18 protein-coding genes and 1 pseudogene are annotated in these 19,802 nt (G+C 62.2%); 3 read left to right on the top strand and 16 right to left on the bottom strand.

The window, feature by feature from the left end:
* Window positions 1-99: 99 nt before the first annotated feature.
* The 13 genes and pseudogenes from M5G17_RS27615 to M5G17_RS10800 form a co-directional block, all read right to left on the bottom strand.
* The gene (locus tag M5G17_RS27615; RefSeq protein ID WP_420793374.1) at window positions 100-804 is read right to left on the bottom strand and encodes a methyl-accepting chemotaxis protein; all 705 of its coding nucleotides are present in this window, start codon (window positions 802-804) and stop codon (window positions 100-102) included.
* 201 nt (window positions 805-1,005) lie between these two features.
* A pseudogene (locus M5G17_RS27610) lies at window positions 1,006-1,218 on the bottom strand (methyl-accepting chemotaxis protein); the annotation flags it as partial.
* Between the two features lie 954 nt (window positions 1,219-2,172).
* Window positions 2,173-3,462, bottom strand: coding sequence for an adenylosuccinate synthase (locus M5G17_RS10850; RefSeq protein ID WP_130262860.1), 1,290 nt, complete (start codon window positions 3,460-3,462; stop codon window positions 2,173-2,175).
* Window positions 3,463-3,516: 54 nt separating this feature from the next.
* Complete coding sequence (locus tag M5G17_RS10845; protein ID WP_273892910.1) at window positions 3,517-4,704, bottom strand: ATP phosphoribosyltransferase regulatory subunit; 1,188 nt, start codon at window positions 4,702-4,704, stop codon at window positions 3,517-3,519.
* Between the two features lie 274 nt (window positions 4,705-4,978).
* Window positions 4,979-5,848, bottom strand: coding sequence for a protease modulator HflC (gene hflC / locus M5G17_RS10840; RefSeq protein WP_130262858.1), 870 nt, complete (start codon window positions 5,846-5,848; stop codon window positions 4,979-4,981).
* Window positions 5,848-7,014 (bottom strand): FtsH protease activity modulator HflK, encoded by a 1,167-nt coding sequence (hflK, locus tag M5G17_RS10835; RefSeq protein WP_273892909.1) that lies wholly within the window; start codon window positions 7,012-7,014, stop codon window positions 5,848-5,850. The genes hflC and hflK overlap by 1 nt, the downstream gene beginning before the upstream one ends.
* Window positions 7,015-7,110: 96 nt before the next feature.
* Entirely contained in the window at window positions 7,111-8,412 is a 1,302-nt protein-coding gene (gene hflX / locus M5G17_RS10830; protein ID WP_273892908.1) for a ribosome rescue GTPase HflX, read from the bottom strand.
* 12 nt (window positions 8,413-8,424) lie between these two features.
* Window positions 8,425-8,685, bottom strand: a complete 261-nt coding sequence (gene hfq / locus M5G17_RS10825) for an RNA chaperone Hfq (protein ID WP_010221594.1) — start codon at window positions 8,683-8,685, stop codon at window positions 8,425-8,427.
* 95 nt (window positions 8,686-8,780) lie between these two features.
* Window positions 8,781-9,752, bottom strand: a complete 972-nt coding sequence (gene miaA, locus M5G17_RS10820; RefSeq protein WP_273892907.1) for a tRNA (adenosine(37)-N6)-dimethylallyltransferase MiaA — start codon at window positions 9,750-9,752, stop codon at window positions 8,781-8,783.
* 1 nt (window position 9,753) lies between these two features.
* On the bottom strand, window positions 9,754-11,655 hold the full coding sequence (mutL, locus tag M5G17_RS10815) for a DNA mismatch repair endonuclease MutL (RefSeq protein WP_273892906.1): 1,902 nt from the start codon (window positions 11,653-11,655) through the stop codon (window positions 9,754-9,756).
* The gene (locus tag M5G17_RS10810) at window positions 11,652-13,076 is read right to left on the bottom strand and encodes an N-acetylmuramoyl-L-alanine amidase (protein ID WP_273892905.1); all 1,425 of its coding nucleotides are present in this window, start codon (window positions 13,074-13,076) and stop codon (window positions 11,652-11,654) included. Before M5G17_RS10810 ends, mutL begins: the two co-directional genes overlap by 4 nt.
* A gap of 3 nt (window positions 13,077-13,079) precedes the next feature.
* Window positions 13,080-13,550, bottom strand: a complete 471-nt coding sequence (gene tsaE / locus M5G17_RS10805; protein WP_273892904.1) for a tRNA (adenosine(37)-N6)-threonylcarbamoyltransferase complex ATPase subunit type 1 TsaE — start codon at window positions 13,548-13,550, stop codon at window positions 13,080-13,082.
* Complete coding sequence (locus tag M5G17_RS10800; protein WP_273892903.1) at window positions 13,538-14,398, bottom strand: NAD(P)H-hydrate dehydratase; 861 nt, start codon at window positions 14,396-14,398, stop codon at window positions 13,538-13,540. Before M5G17_RS10800 ends, tsaE begins: the two co-directional genes overlap by 13 nt.
* A gap of 62 nt (window positions 14,399-14,460) precedes the next feature.
* On the opposite strand from M5G17_RS10800, the gene queG reads away from it, so the two are divergent.
* Window positions 14,461-15,561: a tRNA epoxyqueuosine(34) reductase QueG gene (gene queG, locus M5G17_RS10795; RefSeq protein WP_273892902.1), complete on the top strand. Its 1,101-nt coding sequence runs from the start codon at window positions 14,461-14,463 to the stop codon at window positions 15,559-15,561.
* A gap of 32 nt (window positions 15,562-15,593) precedes the next feature.
* Here queG and M5G17_RS10790 read toward each other — a convergent pair whose 3' ends face one another.
* The gene (locus tag M5G17_RS10790; RefSeq protein WP_038997454.1) at window positions 15,594-16,205 is read right to left on the bottom strand and encodes a trimeric intracellular cation channel family protein; all 612 of its coding nucleotides are present in this window, start codon (window positions 16,203-16,205) and stop codon (window positions 15,594-15,596) included.
* Window positions 16,206-16,305: 100 nt separating this feature from the next.
* Window positions 16,306-16,848, bottom strand: a complete 543-nt coding sequence (orn, locus tag M5G17_RS10785) for an oligoribonuclease (RefSeq protein ID WP_273892901.1) — start codon at window positions 16,846-16,848, stop codon at window positions 16,306-16,308.
* Window positions 16,849-16,939: 91 nt separating this feature from the next.
* Between orn and rsgA the strand changes: the two genes are divergently transcribed.
* Together rsgA and M5G17_RS10775 are read left to right on the top strand one after the other, a co-directional pair.
* Window positions 16,940-17,971, top strand: a complete 1,032-nt coding sequence (rsgA, locus tag M5G17_RS10780) for a small ribosomal subunit biogenesis GTPase RsgA (RefSeq protein ID WP_273892900.1) — start codon at window positions 16,940-16,942, stop codon at window positions 17,969-17,971.
* A gap of 258 nt (window positions 17,972-18,229) precedes the next feature.
* Window positions 18,230-18,712 carry a TIR domain-containing protein gene (locus M5G17_RS10775; protein ID WP_273892899.1) on the top strand — a complete coding sequence of 161 codons (483 nt, stop codon included), beginning with the start codon at window positions 18,230-18,232 and terminating at the stop codon, window positions 18,710-18,712.
* Window positions 18,713-18,776: 64 nt separating this feature from the next.
* On the opposite strand, the gene motB is transcribed toward M5G17_RS10775, so the two are convergent.
* The gene (motB, locus tag M5G17_RS10770) at window positions 18,777-19,799 is read right to left on the bottom strand and encodes a flagellar motor protein MotB (RefSeq protein WP_273892898.1); all 1,023 of its coding nucleotides are present in this window, start codon (window positions 19,797-19,799) and stop codon (window positions 18,777-18,779) included.
* Window positions 19,800-19,802 lie beyond the last annotated feature (3 nt).

The following is a 19,802-nucleotide window of genomic DNA, read 5'->3' as shown; positions in this document are numbered from 1 at the left end:
GGGGCTGCTTTCGCAGCCCATCGCTGGCAAGGCCAGCTCCCACAAGGTCCTGTGTAGACCGAAGCTGTGGGAGCTGGCTTGCCAGCGATGAAGCCGGCACTAGGCCCTGAACTGCCCGAGGCTGGCCTTGAGCTGCCCCGCCAGATCATCGAGCACCTTGCTGCTGGCCGTGGTCTGCATGACCACTTCGGCAGCCCGCTCAGCCTGTTCATGAATCGTCTGCACCCTGCCACGCACCGCCTGCGCCCCGTGGGCCTGCTGCTCAGCCGCACGGGTAGCCAAGCCGATAGCCGCATGCACCTGCTCCACCGAGGCTTGAACCGACTGCTGCACCCGTGCGTTGTCACGCAGCACCAGCAAACCCTCGCTGGCCTGGCGCCCGGCCTGGCTGATCGCCGCCACCGCCTCTTTTGCCCCCTGCTGCAACGCGCCAATGTGCGCCTGGATATCGCCCGTCGAGCTCTGGGTCTTGCTCGCCAGAGCCCTGACCTCATCAGCCACCACTGCAAAGCCACGCCCGGTTTCCCCGGCGCGCGCCGCTTCGATCGCCGCGTTTAGTGCCAGCAGATTGGTCTGCTCGGCAATACCGTGGATCACCGTCAGCACCACCTCGATCTGTTCGCTCTGCTGAGCCAGGCGCTCGATGACCTTGGAACCTGTCTCGACCTGTCCAGCCAAGTCCTCGATAAGCTTGGCCACCTGAGTTGAGGTGCGGCTGTTCTCGTCAGTAGCCTGGCGAATGTCCACCACCTGCTGCAGAGCCGACTGCATGGCCTGGCTTTCGGCCTGGGCCTCATCGGCCATGCTCGACAGATCACGCAAGCTGGCGGCGACTTCATCGCGCTGCAGTTGGGCAGCAGCATCGGCGCCGGCATTGCGCTGGGCCATGGCGCCGATCTCGATGCCAGTACGCTGGGCCACCTCGCCGGCCTCGCGGACAATCGGCTGCAGCTTGGCAACGAACTGGTTGACCGCCGCCGCCATGTCGCCGATCTCGTCGCGACTGTCGATGGAGACGCGCTTGGTCAGGTCGCCCTCGCCCGCCGCCAGGTCATTCAACGCCGCAATCAGCAGGCGCAGTTTGTTAACCACGCGCCGACCCAGCACCACAGCCACCACCAGCAGCACACCCAGGCCGACCAGGGCCAGGCCGAGGCCGATATTCCAGCGCAGGGTAGCCGCCGCATCCTGGACGCTGTTCGAGGTATTGGCCTGCATGCCGGCGGCACTGGCCTGGGCCGCTTGCAGACGCGCGCGCAGGGCCTTGTTACTGTCCGCCGCAGCACCTATCAGGCTTTCGCCGACCAGTTGATCGCCACTGGCAATCAGCGCCGAGAAGCGCTTGTCCAGTGCCACCAACTCGTGGTCGACCACTGCCGTGGAAACCCCCATCAAGACCTTGCCGATCTCAACACCATTGGGGTTGATCGAGGCTTCGACGAAATACACCGACGGGTCGTTGCGCGCTGCGTCCAGCACCTTGTCCAGCGCCCGCTCGCCCTGACCCTTTTCCAGCAGCGCCTGGTTGATCGGGTTCTGCCGGTTCAGGTAACGGGTCAGGTGCTGGCCCTGAGCATCGTCATACACCACGAACAGCACGCTGGGATTGCGCTGGGCCCGCCGAGAGAACTCCGACAGCGTCGGCACATCGTTATCCCACATGGCCCGCGGCGCTACCGAGGCGAGCAGCTCGGCCATGTCGTTGGCCGAGTCCTTGAGGTTCTTCTCCAGGGTTGCACGCAACTGCGCCTGTTCGCCCTGCAAGCGTGTGGAGAGACCGGCGGTCAGGCGCTGGCGGGTACTGGCGGAGAGGCTGTCGAGCCCGGAGCTGACCTCCTTACCCGCTTGTTCGAGCTCGGCAGAAAGTTTCTGGCTGTCAGCAGACAGACGGTTGCCCAGATCGGCCTCCAGTGCAGTCACCGTGCTCCGGGTCAGCGCGACCGCGACCAGCACCTGCACCAAAAGAGCGATACCAAGCGCAACAAAGACAGGCCGCAACAGGCGGCTTCGTAACAGTGAGAGAACGGCAGACACGAAAGAACCCTCTACTTCTGGGGCCATTACAGTGATGGCACCGCTGGAGCGATTCTTACAGCAAAGGTTGTGCCGAACAGCCGACAGAAACGACAAAGGCCCCTACAGAGGGGCCTTTGTCTTTACATCACTCGCGGATCAGGCGAACGGATGACGCAGCACGATAGTCTCGTTGCGGTCCGGGCCGGTGGAGACGATGTCGATCGGCGCGCCGATCAGCTCTTCTACGCGCTTGATGTAAGCACGCGCGTTGGCTGGCAGCTCTTCCAGGGTTTTGGCACCCACAGTCGACTCGGTCCAACCCGGCACTTCTTCGTACACAGGCTGCAGACCCACATAGCTGTCAGCATCAGTCGGGGCAACGTCCTTACCTTCTGCATCTTTGTAGCCGACGCAGATGTTGATGGTTTCCAGACCGTCGAGCACGTCCAGCTTGGTCAGGCAGATGCCCGAGATGCTGTTCACATCGATAGCGCGACGCAGGATAACGGCGTCGAACCAGCCACAACGACGAGCACGACCGGTAGTTGCGCCAAACTCGTGACCTTGTTTGGCCAGGTGCGCACCTACTTCGTCGAACAGTTCAGTCGGGAACGGACCCGAACCTACGCGCGTCGTGTATGCCTTGGTGATGCCCAGGATGTAGTCCAGGAACATAGGACCTACACCCGAACCGGTAGCAACGCCGCCAGCGGTGGTGTTGGAACTGGTCACGTAGGGGTAGGTACCGTGGTCGATGTCCAGCAGCGAACCTTGGGCGCCTTCGAACATGATGTCCTTGCCAGCACGACGCAGGTCGTGCAGCTCGGCCGTCACGTCCAGCATGAGCGGCTTGAGCAGCTCAGCGTATTCTTTGCATTCGGCCAGGGTCTTGTCGAACTCGATGGCTGGCTCTTTGTAGTAACCCACCAGCATGAAGTTGTGGTAATCCACCAGTTCACGCAGCTTGTCTTCAAAGCGCGGCATATTGAGCAGGTCGCCAACACGCAGACCACGACGTGCAACCTTGTCTTCGTAGGCCGGGCCGATGCCGCGACCGGTGGTGCCGATCTTCAGCTCGCCACGCGCCTTTTCACGGGCCTGGTCCAGCGCAACGTGGAAGGACAGGATCAGCGGGCAGGACGGGCTGATGCGCAGGCGCTCGCGCACCGGCACACCCTTCTCTTCCAGCTTGGTGATTTCACGCAGCAGGGCGTCCGGGGCGACTACCACGCCGTTGCCGATCAGGCACTGCACGCCTTCGCGCAGCACGCCCGACGGGATCAGGTGCAGCACGGTCTTCTCACCGTCGATCACCAGGGTGTGGCCCGCGTTGTGGCCACCTTGGTAGCGCACTACGGCGGCAGCATGTTCGGTCAGCAGATCGACGATCTTGCCTTTGCCCTCATCACCCCATTGGGTGCCCAGGACTACGACATTCTTACCCATAACACTTGTCCTCATTCGCGCAAACTTGGCGCCGGCTCGTACCGGCGGGAAATCTCAAATGGCCAGCGGCAGAACCTGCCAAAGCCCGTTTTGCTGAATCAATTGCCGATCGCAATCCGCCTCGACGGCGGCAGTCAATGGCTGCCCAGGCAAGGCCTGAACCACCCGCTGACCTTCACTGCGCAATTGGCAGACCAACTGCCAGAGTGCCGCATCGCTGCTGTCGGGCATCCAGATCCCGCCAGACGGCAACACCACCTCGGCTCGCCCCAGTGTGACCAGGGTCTTCAAATCCGTGGAGAAACCTGTGGCCGGTCGCGCCCGGCCAAAGTCTGCTCCGATGTCGTCGTAACGACCGCCCTGGGCGATCGACTGACCCACACCCGGGACGAACACGGCAAACACCACACCGGTGTGGTAGTGGTAACCGCGCAACTCGCCCAGGTCAAAATACAGCGGCAATTCGGGATAACGCGTGGCCAGCCGCTCGGCAATCGCCATCAGGTCATCCAAAGCCGCCAATACCGCTGCCGGCGCACGGCCCAGACGCACGCGCGCCTCGGCCAGCACTTCACGACCACCGCACAGCTCGGTGAGCGAGCGCAGCATGGCAGCCAGGTCTGCTGGCAGCTTGGCGGTCAGCTCAATCACTTCGTCGACGGCCTTGCGTTGCAGGGCATCGAACAACTGCTGCTCGATCGCCCCCGACAGGCCAGCGGCACGGGCCAGACCGCGGTAGATGCCAACATGGCCGAGGTCCATGTGCACATCCGGCACGTCGGCCAGTTGCAGCATGGCCAGCATCAGGCTGATCACCTCAACGTCGCTGACCGGGCTGGCGTCGCCGTACAGCTCGGCACCCAGCTGGATCGGGCTGCGCGAAGTCGACAGCGCCCGTGGCAAGGCATGCAGCACACTGCCGGCATAGCACAGGCGACTCGGGCCCTCACGGCGCAGGGTATGCGCATCAATGCGCGCAACCTGCGGAGTGATGTCGGCACGGAAGCCCATCTGCCGGCCCGATTGCGGGTCGATGACCTTGAAGGTCCGCAGGTCCAGGTCCTGGCCGGCACCGGTGAGCAGCGATTCCAGGTACTCGATATGCGGGGTCACGACAAAGTCATAACCCCAGCTCTGGAACAGATCCAACACCTGCCGACGCGCGATCTCGATGCGCGCCGCCTCAGGTGGCAGTACTTCTTCGATGCCATCTGGCAGCAGCCAGCGGTCTACCGTTGCCATTACGCCATTTCCCCTATGGTCCGGGCGGCTTGCCCACGGGCGAGCCTTGAGTGAAGCGGTATCGGCAAACAATGGCGCGCAGCACCGATTCCAGCGCTACCGCCGTGCCTATACCCTCGAATACCTTGGGCTGCTCTGTAGACCCGAGCCGGGTTTGAACCGTTCGATCTTGCAGACGCAAAAAAGCCGGGAATTTCCCGGCTGCCGCATCATACACCCGTTTTCTTACGGGATCACCCCGCCAAGCGTTTTAGCCGCCCGGCGGGGTAGATGCTTATGGCTTGGTCTTGCCCATGAACCGGAAGAACTCGCTGCTTGGGTCGAGCACCAGTACGTCGCTCTTGTCGGCAAAGCTCTCGCGGTAAGCCTTGAGGCTGCGGTAGAACGCGTAGAAGTCCTGGTCCTGACCGTAGGCCTTGGCGTAGATCGACGCCGCCTGGGCATCACCGTCACCGCGGGTTTCTTCCGATTCCCGGTAGGCCTCAGCCAGCAGTACCCGACGCTGACGATCGGCGTCGGCACGAATACCTTCAGCCAGTTCGTTACCTTTGGCCCGGTGCTCGCGAGCTTCACGCTCACGCTCGGTGCTCATCCGCTCGAACACGCTGCGGTTGACTTCCTTGGGCAGGTCGATGGCCTTGACGCGAACGTCGACCACTTCGATACCCAGCTCCTTGCTGGCCATGCGGTTCAGCGAAGCGGTGATGTCAGCCATCAGCGCGTCACGTTCACCGGAAACCACTTCATGCAGGGTGCGTTTACCGAACTGGTCACGCAGGCCGCTTTCCAGACGGCGCGACAGACGTTCATCGGCAATCTGCTTGAGGCCCGAGGTCGCGGTGTAGAAACGCTCGGCGTCCTTGACCCGCCATTTGGCGTAGGCATCGACCATCACCGCTTTCTTTTCCAGGGTCAGGAAGCGCTGGGTCGGGGCGTCCAGGGTCATCAGGCGGGCGTCGAACTTGCGCACCTGGTTGACGTAAGGAACCTTCACATGCAGGCCGGGCTGGACATCAGCCTGGACCACACGACCAAATTGCAGGAGTACCGCACGCTCGGTCTGGGCCACGATGTAGAAGCTGTTCCAGGCCACGATCCCCAGCACCACGGCCACGATCAGGGCGATCAGCGATTTATTGCTCATCAGCGGCTCTCCCTAGTGCGCAACTGTGTTTGCTGCTGTTGCAGTTCCGCCGCCGCGCGATTGGCCGCATCGGCATTGGCCGAAGGTGCAGCGCTGGTGACCGGAGCCGCGCCGGAACGGCCGCTCTGGACCATTTTATCCAGCGGCAGGTAGAGCAGGTTGCTCTGGCCGTCCTTGCCGGAAACCAGGACCTTGCTGGTGTTGCTGTAAACTTCTTGCATGGTGTCCAGGTACAGACGCTGACGGGTCACTTCAGGAGCCTTGCGGTACTCGGTGACCAGCTTGGTGAAGCGGTCGGCCTCACCCTTGGCACGCGAAACGACTTCGTCGCGGTAACCATTGGCGTCCTCGATGATCCGCTGGGCCTGACCACGGGCTTCTGGCACCACGCCATTGGCGTAGGATTCGGCCTGGTTGCGGGCACGCTGCTCGTCTTCACGGGCACGGATCACGTCGTCGAAGGCTTCTTGCACTTCACGCGGGGCTGCCGCGCTCTGTACGTTGACCTGAGTGACGGTGATACCGGTGCGGTAGGTATCGAGGAAGCGTTGCAGGCGCTCCTTGATTTCCACGGCCATCTGCTCACGGCCTTCGGTCAGCACCTTGTCCATCGCGGTGGAACCCACCACGTGACGCAGGGCACTGTCGGTCGCGTGCTGCAGGCTGACTTCAGGCTGATCGACGTTCAGCACGAAATCCTGCAGGTTGGTGATCTTGTACTGCACGGTCAGCGGCACCTCGACGATGTTCTCGTCTTCGGTCAGCATCTGCCCCTGCTTGGTATAGGCACGTTCGCGGGTAACGTTCTCCATGTACTTGCGATCGATCGGCGGGAAGTAGATGTTCAGGCCCGGCCCTACGGTTTCGTAGTATTTGCCGAAGCGCAGCACGACTGCCTGCTCCTGTTCGTCGACCACGTACACGGCGCTGTACAGCCAGATAGCTGCAAGCACGGCGAGACCGATGCCGAGCAGGCCGAAGCCACCGCCCTTGCCGATACCGCCATCACCACCGCGTTTCTTGCCACTGCCGAACATGCCGTTCAGGCTGTCCTGCAGCTTGCGGAAGGCCTCGTCGAGATCCGGTGGCCCTTTCTTGTCGCCACCACGGCGCCCGCCCCACGGATCCTGATTGTTCGAGTTGCCACCCGGCTCATTCCAAGCCATAGCGCTCTCCATCTGATAAAGCAAAGACGCGCCCACGGCGCGCCGTCCAATGCTACAGAATGCCTGTCACGGCTGCCCGACCGCGTCGTCGGGCATTTATTGCAAAGTATGTTGCTCGATGAACTCCAGCGGCTGCAACCCTGCGCGGCTGACCAGGCGGTTCAACTCCACCCGCGGCAGTCGCACAGCCAGCAAGCTGCTGCCTTCATCGTCATGCTCTTCGCTCTGCACCGCGCCCAGCTCAAAGAACTGCGCACGCAAACGGGCAAAACGCTGTTCAAGGCGCAAGGTCCCGACAAACAGGTCATCCCCCAGCAATTCGGCGACCGCCTGCCCCACCAGCTCCAGCCCCCGACCATCGCGGGCCGAAACCCAGACCCGTTGCGGCTTGCCATCGGCATCGCGCTGAATCTGCGGCTCGACGCCTTCAAGCAGGTCGAGTTTGTTATAGACCTCAAGGATCGGCAAGCCTTCTGCACCGATCTCTCCCAGTACCGCCATGACCTGCTCGATCTGGGCCATGCGCTCAGGCTCATGGGCGTCGATCACGTGCAGCAGCAGGTCGGAGTTGCTCGACTCTTCGAGCGTAGCCCGAAATGCCTCGACCAGCTTGTGCGGCAGGTGACGAATGAAGCCCACGGTGTCGGCCAGCACGATCGGCCCGAGGTCGTCGAGCTCAAGCCGGCGCAGGGTCGGGTCGAGGGTCGCGAACAACTGGTCGGCGGCGTAGACCTCGGACTGGGTCAGGGCGTTGAACAGGGTCGACTTGCCGGCGTTGGTGTAGCCGACCAGGGAAACCGAAGGAATATCCGCGCGTTTACGGCCACGGCGAGCCTGCTCGCGCTGGCTGCGGACCTTCTCCAGGCGCGCCTTGATCTGTCGCAGGCGTACCCGCAGCAGGCGGCGGTCGGTTTCCAGCTGGGTTTCACCCGGGCCGCGCAGGCCAATACCGCCCTTTTGCCGCTCAAGGTGAGTCCAGCCACGCACCAGACGCGTGCTCATGTGCTCGAGCTGGGCCAGCTCGACCTGCAGCTTGCCTTCATGGGTACGTGCCCGTTGGGCGAAGATATCGAGAATCAGACCGGTGCGGTCAAGCACGCGACACTCGAAGACTCGTTCGAGGTTACGTTCCTGACTGGGAGTGAGGGTGTGATTGAAAATCACCAAATCTACCTGTTCGGCGTTGACCAGGTCGCGTAGCTCTTCGACCTTGCCGCTGCCAATCAGGTATTTGGCGGTGGGCTGATGTCGCGCCACATTGGCGAACGCGACAATATCGGCCCCAGCCGACAATGCCAGCTCCTGAAACTCCTGCGGATCTTCGCGCGCCTCAGGGCTCTGACCTTCCAAGTGAACGAGGACTGCCCGCTCACCACCACCGTGGCGCTCAAAGAACAAAGCAGACTCCTATCAGGCGTTACCTGGCTCAGCGTCGCCTTGCTCGGATTCGGTTGCGCTAGGCAGACGGATCGGACGCACAGGGACAACTGTCGAGATGGCGTGTTTGTAAACCATCTGGCTGACGGTGTTCTTCAGCAGGATCACGAACTGGTCGAAGGATTCGATCGTGCCTTGCAGCTTGATGCCGTTTACCAGATAAATCGAAACCCCAACTTTTTCTTTTCTCAAAGTGTTCAAGTAAGGGTCTTGTAGCGAATGCCCTTTTGACATATGCCGCACTCCTGTAAGGATCAATAGTAAAAAAACAAAGAAAATCAGATGGCTCAAGCCGCCCCACCCCAAGGATAGACGGCAATTGCAAGGACTCAGCTCAATATGGAGACCGATCCCAGGTATTTCAAGGTGCGAGGCAGATTGTCGCAGGCCAGGCTGTCCAACCAGTGCAGGTCAGCCCAACTACGCAACCAGGTGAACTGCCGCTTCGCCAATTGGCGAGTGGCAATAATGCCGCGCTCCTGCATTTCAACTGAAGTCAACTTGCCATCAAGGTGATCCCAGACCTGGCGATAACCCACCGCCCGTATAGACGGCAGGCCCGCATGCAAGTCACTTCTGGCTCGCAGCAATCGGACCTCGTCAACGAAGCCCTGTTCCAGCATTTGCCCAAATCTTAACGCAATCCGTTCGTGCAATACGTGTCGATCGGCAGGCGCAATGGCCAGGCTGGCGACAGTATAGGGCAATTGGCTCGCTGCGGACGTGCCTGCAGCGCTACTTTGCGCGGATTGACGCTGGCGATGTGACGTCATCGTCACACCGCTGACCCGGTAGACCTCCAGCGCACGGATCAGCCGCTGCGGGTCATTGGGGTGAATCCGCGCCGCCGATTCCGGGTCAACTGCCGCCAGTTGCTGGTGCAGGGCGTGCAAACCCAGGCGCTGGACTTCGTCTTCAAGTTCGGCACGTACCTGCGGATCGGCTGCCGGCATGTCCGCCAGGCCTTCGAGCAATGCCTTGTAATAGAGCATGGTGCCGCCCACCAGCAGCGGAATCTTTCCGCGCGCGGTGATATCGGCCATGGCCTCCAGGGCATCACGGCGAAAATCGGCGGCTGAATAGCTGTCGGCCGGGTCGAGGATGTCGACCAACCGATGGGGATGGGCCGCAAGGATCTCTTTGGACGGTTTGGCAGTGCCAATGTCCATGCCACGGTAGACCAGCGCCGAATCGACACTGATCAGCTCGCACGGCAGCACTTTGGTCAGCTCGATGGCAAGGTCAGTCTTGCCCGCCGCCGTCGGGCCCATCAGGAATATCGCGGGGGGGTTGCCGCTCATGTCATCGACCGCGCAAAAACAGTTTGTCCAGATCGTCCAGGCCCATTTGGGTCCAGGTCGGTCGGCCATGGTTGCATTGACCGCTGCGCTCGGTGTTTTCCATATCGCGCAGCAGGCCGTTCATTTCCGCGATGGCCAAGCGCCGGTTGGCGCGAATGGCGCCGTGACAGGCCATGGTTCCGAGGAGTTCGTTCAGGTGTGCCTGAATACGGTCGCTGGTGCCGTACTCCATCAGGTCAGCCAGCACGTCCTGAACCAGGCGGTTGGCCTCGGCCTGCTTGAGCAGCGCCGGAATCTGCCGGATTGCCAGGCTTTCCGGGCCCAGGCGTTGCAGCTCGAAGCCCAGGCGCTGGAACCACTCGGCGTGCTCTTCGGCGCAATCGGCTTCACGCTGGCTCAGGGCCAGGGATTCAGGTACCAGCAGCGGCTGGCCGCTAAGGCCTTCGCTGGCCATGGCCACCTTGAGGCGCTCGTACATGATCCGTTCGTGGGCGGCGTGCATGTCCACCAGCACCAGGCCGACGGCATTTTCAGCCAGGATATAGATGCCCTTGAGCTGAGCCAGGGCGTAACCCAGCGGCGGAATATCGCCCTGGCCTTCGGGCAGCGCAGCAGGCGCGGCCTCGTTCAGCGGGGCAAAAAACTCACGGTACACACCCTGGGCTTCAGCCGCAGGCAGTGCCTGGGCTGGCCGTGGCGTGTACTGATATTGATAGCCAGCGCCACTGCCATTGCTGCCCATGGAGGGGCGCAGATCCGTCCCGGCAGACGGCTGCTCGAGCAGGTTGGCGGCCAGACGCATCTCGCCCTGCGGGCCAAACTCACCGGCCTGCAGGCCACTGGGGCGAATGATCTCGCTGGTGGCCGCGGGCGCAGCCAACTGATCTTCCGGGCGCACGTCGGCCAGGGCGCGGTGCAAGGTGCCGTATAGAAAATCATGCACCATGCGCCCGTCACGGAACCGCACTTCGTGCTTGGTCGGGTGCACGTTGACGTCGACGCCCGTGGGGTCGACCTCGAGAAACAGCACAAAGGTCGGGTGCCGGCCATTGAACAGCACGTCCCGATAGGCCTGGCGCACGGCGTGGGCAACCAGCTTGTCGCGTACCGCGCGGCCGTTGACAAAAAAGTACTGCAAGTCGGCCTGGCTGCGCGAGAAGGTCGGCAACCCAACCCAGCCCCACAGATGCAGGCCGTTGCGCTCGACTTCGATTGGCAGCGCCTGCTCAAGGAAGCCCGGGCCGCAAATGGCCGCTACGCGCCGAGCGCGGGCGGTGTCGTCGTGGGCTTCGTGCAGGCTGAGGATGCTTTTGCCGTTATGGCGCAGGTGAAAGCCCACGTCGAAGCGCGCCAACGCCAGGCGGCGGATCACTTCCTGCAGGTGATCAAACTCGGTTTTCTCGGTCTTGAGGAACTTGCGCCGCGCCGGGGTATTGAAGAACAGGTCGCGCACTTCCACCGAGGTTCCGACCGGGTGCGCTGCAGGCTGGACCCGTGGGGCCATGTCGCGGCCTTCGGTTTCCACCTGCCAGGCCTGTTCGGCGTCACGGGTACGCGAGGTCAGGGTCAGGCGAGCGACCGAGCTGATCGAGGCCAGGGCTTCACCACGAAAGCCCAGGCTCATAACCCGCTCAAGGTCTTCAAGGTCGCGGATCTTGCTGGTGGCGTGCCGGGCCAGCGCCAGCGGCAGGTCATCGGCTGCGATGCCACCACCGTCGTCGCGCACCCGCAGCAACTTGACGCCGCCCTGCTCGACTTCCACGTCGATACGCCTGGCGCCGGAGTCCAGGCTGTTCTCCAACAACTCCTTGATCACCGATGCCGGACGCTCAACCACCTCACCGGCGGCAATCTGGTTGGCCAGCCGTGGGCTAAGCAGTTCGATACGGGCACTGCTACTCATTGCTGGGCCGCCAGTGCCGCAGTCGGAATATTCAGGTGCTGGCCGACTTTCAATTCGTCTGTTTTCAGGCTGTTGGTGCTGCGCAGGCTGGCAACACTGACCTGATAGCGCACGGCAATCATCGCCAGGGTCTCACCCGGTCGCACCGAGTGATCGCGCGGCCCCTGGGCAATCTTGCCGCTGTCACGCAGCCAGGCCACATAGGTACCCGGCGGTGGGTTCTGCTGGAAGAACTGGCGCACGCCACTGTGAATCGAACGCGCCAGCGATTGCTGGTGGCTCGGGGTCGCCAGCTTGGCGGCCTCGTTGGCGTTGGAGATAAAGCCGGTTTCCACCAGGATCGACGGGATGTCCGGCGACTTCAGCACCATGAACCCGGCCTGTTCGACACGCTGCTTGTGCAGCGGTGTGATCCGGCCCATGTTGCCCAGCACCTTCTGCCCAACATTGAGGCTGGAGGTGAGCGAGGCGGTCATCGACAGGTCGAGCAGCACGCCGGCAAGCATGCGGTCCTTGTCATCGAGACTGACATTGCCGGCACCACCGATCAGGTCGGAACGGTTTTCGCTGTCGGCCAGCCAGCGCGCGGTTTCCGAGGTGGCACCGCGATCGGACAGGGCGAACACCGAAGCACCGAAGGCGGCCTTGGACGGCGCAGCATCGGCGTGGATCGAGATGAACAAGTCGGCGCCCTTCTTGCGAGCGATCTCGGTGCGCTTGCGCAGCGGGATGAAGTAGTCGCCGGTGCGGGTCAGCTCGGCGCGGAAGCCCTTCTCGGTGTTGATCTGGCGCTGCAGTTCCTTGGCGATGGCCAGGACGATGTCTTTTTCGTGCTGGCCGCGCGACCCGGAAGCGCCCGGGTCTTCACCGCCGTGACCGGCGTCAATGGCGATGACGATGTCACGCTTGCCGTTGGGCACCGGGGGCAGCTTGATCGCCGGTTGCGCCGGGGTGACCGGTACCGCTGGTGTGGTCGCCACGGGCGGAGTAGGCGGTGACGGTGCGGCATCAGCTTCCTGGTCGAACAGATCGACTACCAGGCGGTTACCGTACTGGGCATTGGGCGCCAGGGTGAAGCTCTTGGGCGTCACCGATTTCTTCAGGTCGACCACCACGCGCAGGTCGGTTGGCGTGCGCTGGGCAGAGCGTACGCTGGTAATCGGGGTATTGGAGGTGGACAGCGTCAACGGCGCAGCCAAGGTCGCGCCATTGATGTCGATCACCAGGCGGTCCGGGGCGCTCAGGGTAAATACGCTGTGCTGCACAGGGCCTGAAAGGTCAAAGACCAGCCGCGTGTTATCCGGCGCTCGCCATAAACGCACGCTTTTGACTTGCGTGACGGCCAAAGCGTCAACGGTTACTACCGTAAGCAGCAGTCCTACGACAGAAACCAGTGCGCGAATGCGCATACCTATCCCCATTTTCTATTTGAATTCCAAGGCCAGAGCGGCACACCAGGCTTCGCCACGTGCCCCCTGCGGCGACAGGTTGAGCGAACGACCATTCGCCTGGGGGCTTATGGTAATGGTCAGGTCAGGCTTTGGCAAAATGCCCGCCCCTTTTTGCGGCCATTCGAACAGGCACAAGGCATCATCTTCGAAATAATCGCGGATGCCCATGAATTCCAGTTCCTCGGGATCGACCAGGCGGTAGAGGTCGAAGTGGAAGGCGCGAATATCACCAATTTCGTAAGGCTCAACCACTGTAAAGGTAGGACTCTTTACCGCACCTTGATGCCCGAGGCCGCGAATAATGCCCCGCGACAGAGTGGTCTTGCCGGCCCCTAGGTCCCCTTCAAGAAAAATCACGCCATGGCCTTGGGTCACTTCGGCAATGCGGTAGCCGAAGCGCACCATGGCCTCTTCATCGGCCAAAAACAGGGTTATGCCAGACACGCTGAGTGCTCCTCCAATAATTGACGAATTGCCGGGACCAAATCGCTGGCCGCCAGACCACGGCCCTGTACGCCAAGGCGCTCGCCGGCGCAGGCGTGCAGCCAGACTCCCAGGCAGGCCGCCTCCCAGGCCGACATGCCCTGAGCGCGCAAGGCGCCGAGTACACCACTGAGTACATCACCCAGGCCGGCGCCCGCCATGGCCGGGTGACCGCGCGAACACAGTGCCAATTGCCCGAATGGGTCGGCGACCAGGGTGCCAGAGCCCTTGAGCACACATACGACCGCATATTTGCGTGCGAGTTTGCGCGCGGCGCCAGGCCGGTCGGCCTGCACCGCTTCGGTAGAAACGCCGAGCAGGCGCGCCGCTTCCCCCGGATGCGGGGTGATGATACTGCCCTTGGGCAACGGCAGCGGTTGGCGTGCCAGCAGGTTCAGGGCATCGGCGTCCCACACCTGCGGCGCCTGGCTGCTGGCCAGCGCCGACAACAGGCTGCGCCCCCAGGCTGCCTGGCCAAGGCCCGGACCGACGACCAGAAGCGAAGCACGCTCAATGGCGGCCATCAGCTGATTGGCCGAATGCACCCCCAGGCTCATCACCTCGGGCAGGCGCGCCATGGCCGCCGGCACATGCTCAGGCCGGGTGACCAGCGACACCAGCCCGGCTCCGCAGCGCAAGGCGGCCTCGGCACTGAGCAGCGCGGCGCCGCCGGTCCCGCGATCACCACCCACCACCAACACATGGCCGAAGTCACCTTTATGGGCGTCAGCAGGCCTTGGCGCAAGGGGCGCAAGGGTGACGCTGGTGAGCCGCTGCGGCTCGTTTGCGGGGTGTTTGGTCTGAGGCATGGGTCAAAGGCTCTGATGTCTGGCAGAATTATACGCACCTGAGTCCGTATTGCCTTATTCCCATGTCTGCTTCTGCCCCCGATCTCCCCGCGCTGGCCCAATCGATCAAAGAGTGGGGCCGAGAGCTTGGCTTTGCCCACGTTGGCATCACCGGGGTGGACCTGGGCGAGCACGAAAAACACCTGGAGCGTTGGCTTGAGGCCGGCTACCACGGCGAAATGGACTACATGGGCGCCCACGGCAGCAAGCGCTCACACCCGGATGAGCTGGTGCCTGGCACCTTGCGCGTGGTCTCGCTGCGCATGGACTACCTGCCCGGTGATACGCGCATGGCCCAGCAACTGGCCCAGCCGGAAAAAGCCTATCTCTCGCGCTATGCCCTGGGCCGCGATTACCACAAGCTGGTGCGCAAGCGCTTGCAGCACCTGGCCGAGCGCATTCAGAAGGACATCGGCCCGTTTGGCTTTCGTGCCTTCGTCGACAGCGCCCCGGTGCTGGAGAAGGCCATTGCCGAGCAAGCCGGGCTGGGCTGGATCGGCAAGAACACCCTGCTGCTCAACCGCAAGGCCGGCAGTTACTTCTTCCTTGCCGAGCTGTTCGTCGACATGCCATTGCCGGTCGATCCACCGCAAGCCAGTGAACACTGTGGGCGTTGTAGCGCCTGCCTGGACATCTGCCCAACCCAGGCCTTTGTCGGCCCTTATGTACTGGACGCCCGGCGTTGTATCTCGTACCTGACCATCGAGCTGAAAAGCGCCATCCCCGAGGATCTGCGACCGTTGATCGGTAATCGGGTATTCGGTTGCGATGACTGCCAGATCGTCTGCCCGTGGAACCGTTTCGCCCGACCGACCGGCGAAAACGACTTCAAGCCCCGGCATAACCTCGACAGTGCCGGGCTTGCCGAGCTGTTCCTGTGGGATGAACAAACCTTCCTCGACAGTACCGAAGGCTCACCGCTACGCCGCGCCGGCTATGAGCGCTGGTTGCGCAACCTGGCGGTGGGGCTTGGCAACGCGCCATCGACCATTGCGGTACTGGAGGCGCTCAAAGCGCGGCAGGAGTATCCGTCGGAGCTGGTGCGTGAACATGTGACGTGGGCGCTGGGGCAGCATGCTTCGCGGGGCAAGCCCGATCCTACAGGGATTAGCGCCGGCCTGTAGGAGCGGGCTTGCCCCGCGATACGGTTATCGACTCAATGCTCGTCGTTGTAATGAAACTTGGGCATTTCCCAGTGAAAACGAATCGCCAACAGCCGTAGCAGGAAGCCACCAAACAAGGTCAACAGAATCGCCTGCTCGCCCGGCACGTTGAAGTACACACAGCCCAGGTAGAACCAGGCCGCAGCGAACGACACACTGGCATACAACTCGCGCCGGAAGATCAGCGGAATATCGTTACAGAAAATATCCCGAAGAATGCCGCCAAACACCCCGGTGATTACCCCGCTGATCGATGCCACCAGCATGCCCTGGCCCATTTCCAGCGCGGTCATGCAACCGATCAGGGTGAAGGCCACCAAACCCAGGGCATCGAGCACCAGGAACAGCGAGCGCAGGTGGCGCATCAGTGGCGCGATGAAGATGGTCATCAGCGCCGCGAAGCTGGTCAGCACCAGGTACTCCGGGTGCTTGACCCAGGTCAGCGGGTAATGCCCCAGCAGCACGTCGCGCACCGAACCGCCGCCCAGGGCGGTAATGCAGGCGATCAGCACCACACCGAACCAGTCCATGCCGCGACGCCCGGCAGACAGCGCGCCAGTCATGGCTTCAGCGGTGATTGCAATGAGGTAGAGCATCAACAACATGGCGCAGATCCGTGCAATGGGGCGCGCAGTCTAACCAGTTGCCACAGGCACCAAAAGGGGGCGCCGCACGGATTGTCTGTACAAGCCGGCGGCGTTGCGATCAGAACTTGATGAAGTGCTCGCGATAGTGGCGCAGTTCGTTGATCGACTCGCGAATATCGTCCAGCGCCAGGTGAGTGCCACCCTTCTTGAAGCTGTCGCGCACTTCAGGCGCCCAGCGTGCTGCCAGCTCTTTGAGGGTCGATACATCGAGGTTGCGGTAGTGGAAGTAGTTTTCCAGGCCGCGCATGTGGCGATAAAGGAAGCGGCGGTCCTGGCAGATGCTGTTACCACAGATCGGCGACTTGCCCTTGGGCACCCACTGCTCCAGGAAGGCGATGGTCTGGGCCTCGGCTTCGGCCATGCTGACGGTGCTGTCCTTGACCCGCTGGGTCAGGCCGGACGCGCCATGGGTGCGGGTGTTCCACTCGTCCATGCGCGCCAGCACCTGGTCACTGTGGTGAATGGCGATCACCGGGCCTTCGGCCAGCGTGTTGAGGTCGCTGTCGGTAACGATGGTGGCCATTTCGATAATGACGTCTTGATCCGGGTCCAGACCGGTCATTTCCAGGTCGATCCAGATCAGGTTCTGTGGGTTCTGCATAATTCTGCTCCTCGGTAGGTGCGCAGTTTAGCCTAGTGGAGCGTGCTAAACTGCCCGCCGTTAAACATCGCCTGCAGAACACGGAACCTTCATGGCCAAACGCCAGCTCAATCGACGCCAGAACTGGCGCATCGAAAAAATCCAGGGTGAACGCGCTGCCCGCGCCGCCAAACGCGAACAACTGACCCTGAAGGAACTCGAAGGCGGCGACCTCGGCCCGGAACAACTGGGCCTGGTCATCGCCCACTTTGGCGTGCAGGTCGAAGTCGAAGCCCAGGATGGCGAGGTCGCCGGCCAGGTGTTCCGTTGCCACCTACGCGCCAACCTGCCAGCCTTGGTCACCGGCGACAAGGTGGTCTGGCGTGCCGGCAACCAGGGCATCGGCGTGATCGTTGCGCAGATGCCGCGCCACACCGAGCTGTGCCGCCCGGACAGCCGCGGCCAGCTCAAACCGGTAGCCGCCAACGTCGATCTGATCGTGATCGTGTTCGCCCCGGCACCCGAACCCCATGCCAACCTGATCGACCGCTACCTGGTGGCCGCAGAGCACGCTGGCATCCGCCCACTGCTGCTGCTGAACAAGGCCGACCTGATCGACGAGCAGAACGCCCCAGCGCTCAACGCCCTGCTGGCGGTTTACCGGCAGCTCGGCTATCCGCTGCTGGAAGTGTCGGCCCACCACGGCAATGGCATGGAGCAACTGCAGGCCCAGCTCGACGGCCACATTAGTGTATTCGTCGGCCAGTCCGGGGTGGGTAAGTCGTCGCTGGTCAACAGCCTGTTGCCCGAGGTACAGACCCGTGTCGGTGACCTGTCGGAATGGTCTGGCCAGGGTACCCACACCACAACCACGGCGCGCCTCTATCACTTCCCCGGCGGCGGCGAACTGATCGACTCCCCGGGCATCCGCGAATTCGGCCTGGGCCATGTTAGCCGCGCCGATGTTGAAGCCGGCTTCATCGAGTTCACCGACCTGCTTGGCACCTGCCGCTTCCGTGACTGCAAGCATGATCGCGAACCCGGCTGCGCCCTGCTCAAGGCCCTGGAAGATGGCCGCGTGCAACAGCAACGGATGAACAGCTATCGCTCGATCATAGCCAGCCTGCCGCAAGACAGCTACTGAGTAGCCGAGGCTCGGCAACGGGCCTCTATTCATTGATAAGTAAGATTATTCCGTAGGATTTTTTACCCAGGCAAGTAGGCTTCATCTTGTTTGCTGGTGGTCCCTTGCCGTCCGAAAGACTTTCGCTGATTGTCACCTTTCAAGATTCGTCGCCATGAAGCGAATCACCCCATGCCCTGCGTGTGAAAGGAATCAAACAATGACAACTCAGCCCTTGCGCATCGACTCAATGTCCTCCAACCAGGGAGGGCAGCGCTGATGCCAGTCTTTATCAGTTATCGACACAGTGAACGCCTGGACGCCTTCATCATCAATGAGCGGCTCAAGCTCGAAGGTATCAGCACCCAACTGGACCTGTTCGACACCGAAGCCCAGCAGACCACCGACGATATCAGCGGCATCATCCGCCGCAACGTCAGCCAGTGCACCCACCTGATCGCCGTGCTGGCACCGGAAACCGCCGATGCCTGGTGGGTACCCTTCCAGCTCGGCGCCGCGACCCTGGTCAACCGCCGCGTCGCTTTCTACCAGTGCGGCGAGGCGACGCTACCGGGGTATCTGGAGAAGTGGCCGACCATGAACAATCGCGAGCACATAGACCTGTACGTACGCGCCTACCACGACGAGCAGACGTTCAAGCGCTCGATTGACAGCGAAGCCTGTGAAGCCAATGCCACCAATCGCTCCAACGCCGACTTCTTCCATGCCGACCTCAAGGCCAAGATCCGCCGCGGTTTCTAGCCCTTGACGCAAAAAAACGCCCGTGGGCAGCGCTGCGCACGGGCGTTTTTTTCAACTAACAGTATTACTGTTTGTTTTCGTCCATCTTCAACACACCATCCTCGAAGATGTTCAGCTTCTGTCGCAACTCCCGTGGCTGCATCGGCTCGGGTTCGGCCACCGGGGCCTGCGCTGGCGTTGCGCCCGGTACCGGCGCCGCAGCACCGGGTGCTGCGGCATCAGGGGCGGAAGGCTGGGTCTGCTCACCTTCGATGGTGCGCTGGGCCTTCTTGGTCAGGACGATGATATCGATACGGCGGTTGACCGGATTGAGCGGATTCTGCCGGTCGAACAGCGACGACGAGGCATAGCCCACCACCCGCGCGACCTGGGTATCCGGGTAGCCGCCAGCAACCAGCGCGCGACGGGCAGCATTGGCACGGTTGGCCGACAGCTCCCAGTTGCCGAAGTCGCCAGTGCCCGCGTAGGGCTTGGCATCGGTGTGGCCACTGATGCTGATCTTGTTCGGCACTGCCTTGATGGTGTCGGCCATGGCCAGCAGGATATCTTCAAAGTACGGCTGCAAACGCGCGCTGCCCAGGTCGAACATCGGCCGGTTCTCAGCGTCCATGATCTGAATGCGCAGGCCGTCCTGAGTGATCTCGAAGAGGATCTGATCCTTGAATTTTTGCAGTTGCGGGTTCTCTTCAACCTTGTTCTGCAGTTCTTGCAGCAGCAGTTCCAGACGCTCGCGCTCGACTTGCTCGGCCATGTTCTCGACCGTGTTCTGGTCGATCGGGATGCTGCTTTCAGGCGTAGGCTCGGACTTTACTTCCGGGTTGATGGTCTTTTCCGGCGCAAGCTGAGGCGAGCCACCCAGGTCAATAATGTAGGGCGTGCCGCTTTCGGAAAAACCGATCGGGTCCTTGAAGTAGCCGGCAATGGCAATCTTCTGCTCTGGCGTGGCGGTCGACAGCAGCCACAGCACGAGGAAGAAGGCCATCATCGCCGTAGCGAAGTCGGCGAAGGCAATCTTCCAGGCACCACCGTGGTGGCCGTCGCCAAAGCGCTTGATGCGCTTGACGATAATAGGCTGATTGTTCTCCATGGC

The organism is Pseudomonas rubra, from assembly GCF_028656935.1.
Classification (GTDB): Bacteria; Pseudomonadota; Gammaproteobacteria; order Pseudomonadales; family Pseudomonadaceae; genus Aquipseudomonas; species Aquipseudomonas rubra.
The sequence above is the reverse complement of the archived record's forward strand: the minus strand, read 5'-3'. Positions and strand labels throughout refer to the sequence as shown.

Excerpts from the sequence above, each read along its gene's own strand:
- rsgA (WP_273892900.1), top strand. The coding sequence starts at position 16,940 with ATGGCCAAACGCCAGCTCAATCGACGCCAGAACTGGCGCATCGAAAAA.
- M5G17_RS10810 (WP_273892905.1), bottom strand. The coding sequence starts at position 13,076 with ATGGGGATAGGTATGCGCATTCGCGCACTGGTTTCTGTCGTAGGACTG.
- M5G17_RS10790 (WP_038997454.1), bottom strand. The coding sequence starts at position 16,205 with ATGTTGTTGATGCTCTACCTCATTGCAATCACCGCTGAAGCCATGACT.
- hfq (WP_010221594.1), bottom strand. The coding sequence starts at position 8,685 with ATGTCAAAAGGGCATTCGCTACAAGACCCTTACTTGAACACTTTGAGA.
- hflK (WP_273892909.1), bottom strand. The coding sequence starts at position 7,014 with ATGGCTTGGAATGAGCCGGGTGGCAACTCGAACAATCAGGATCCGTGG.
- M5G17_RS27615 (WP_420793374.1), bottom strand. The coding sequence starts at position 804 with ATGGCCGATGAGGCCCAGGCCGAAAGCCAGGCCATGCAGTCGGCTCTG.
- queG (WP_273892902.1), top strand. The coding sequence starts at position 14,461 with ATGTCTGCTTCTGCCCCCGATCTCCCCGCGCTGGCCCAATCGATCAAA.
- M5G17_RS10850 (WP_130262860.1), bottom strand. The coding sequence starts at position 3,462 with ATGGGTAAGAATGTCGTAGTCCTGGGCACCCAATGGGGTGATGAGGGC.
- M5G17_RS10800 (WP_273892903.1), bottom strand. The coding sequence starts at position 14,398 with ATGCCTCAGACCAAACACCCCGCAAACGAGCCGCAGCGGCTCACCAGC.
- orn (WP_273892901.1), bottom strand. The coding sequence starts at position 16,848 with ATGCAGAACCCACAGAACCTGATCTGGATCGACCTGGAAATGACCGGT.
- hflC (WP_130262858.1), bottom strand. The coding sequence starts at position 5,848 with ATGAGCAATAAATCGCTGATCGCCCTGATCGTGGCCGTGGTGCTGGGG.
- miaA (WP_273892907.1), bottom strand. The coding sequence starts at position 9,752 with ATGAGCGGCAACCCCCCCGCGATATTCCTGATGGGCCCGACGGCGGCG.
- M5G17_RS10775 (WP_273892899.1), top strand. The coding sequence starts at position 18,230 with ATGCCAGTCTTTATCAGTTATCGACACAGTGAACGCCTGGACGCCTTC.
- M5G17_RS10845 (WP_273892910.1), bottom strand. The coding sequence starts at position 4,704 with ATGGCAACGGTAGACCGCTGGCTGCTGCCAGATGGCATCGAAGAAGTA.
- motB (WP_273892898.1), bottom strand. The coding sequence starts at position 19,799 with ATGGAGAACAATCAGCCTATTATCGTCAAGCGCATCAAGCGCTTTGGC.
- mutL (WP_273892906.1), bottom strand. The coding sequence starts at position 11,655 with ATGAGTAGCAGTGCCCGTATCGAACTGCTTAGCCCACGGCTGGCCAAC.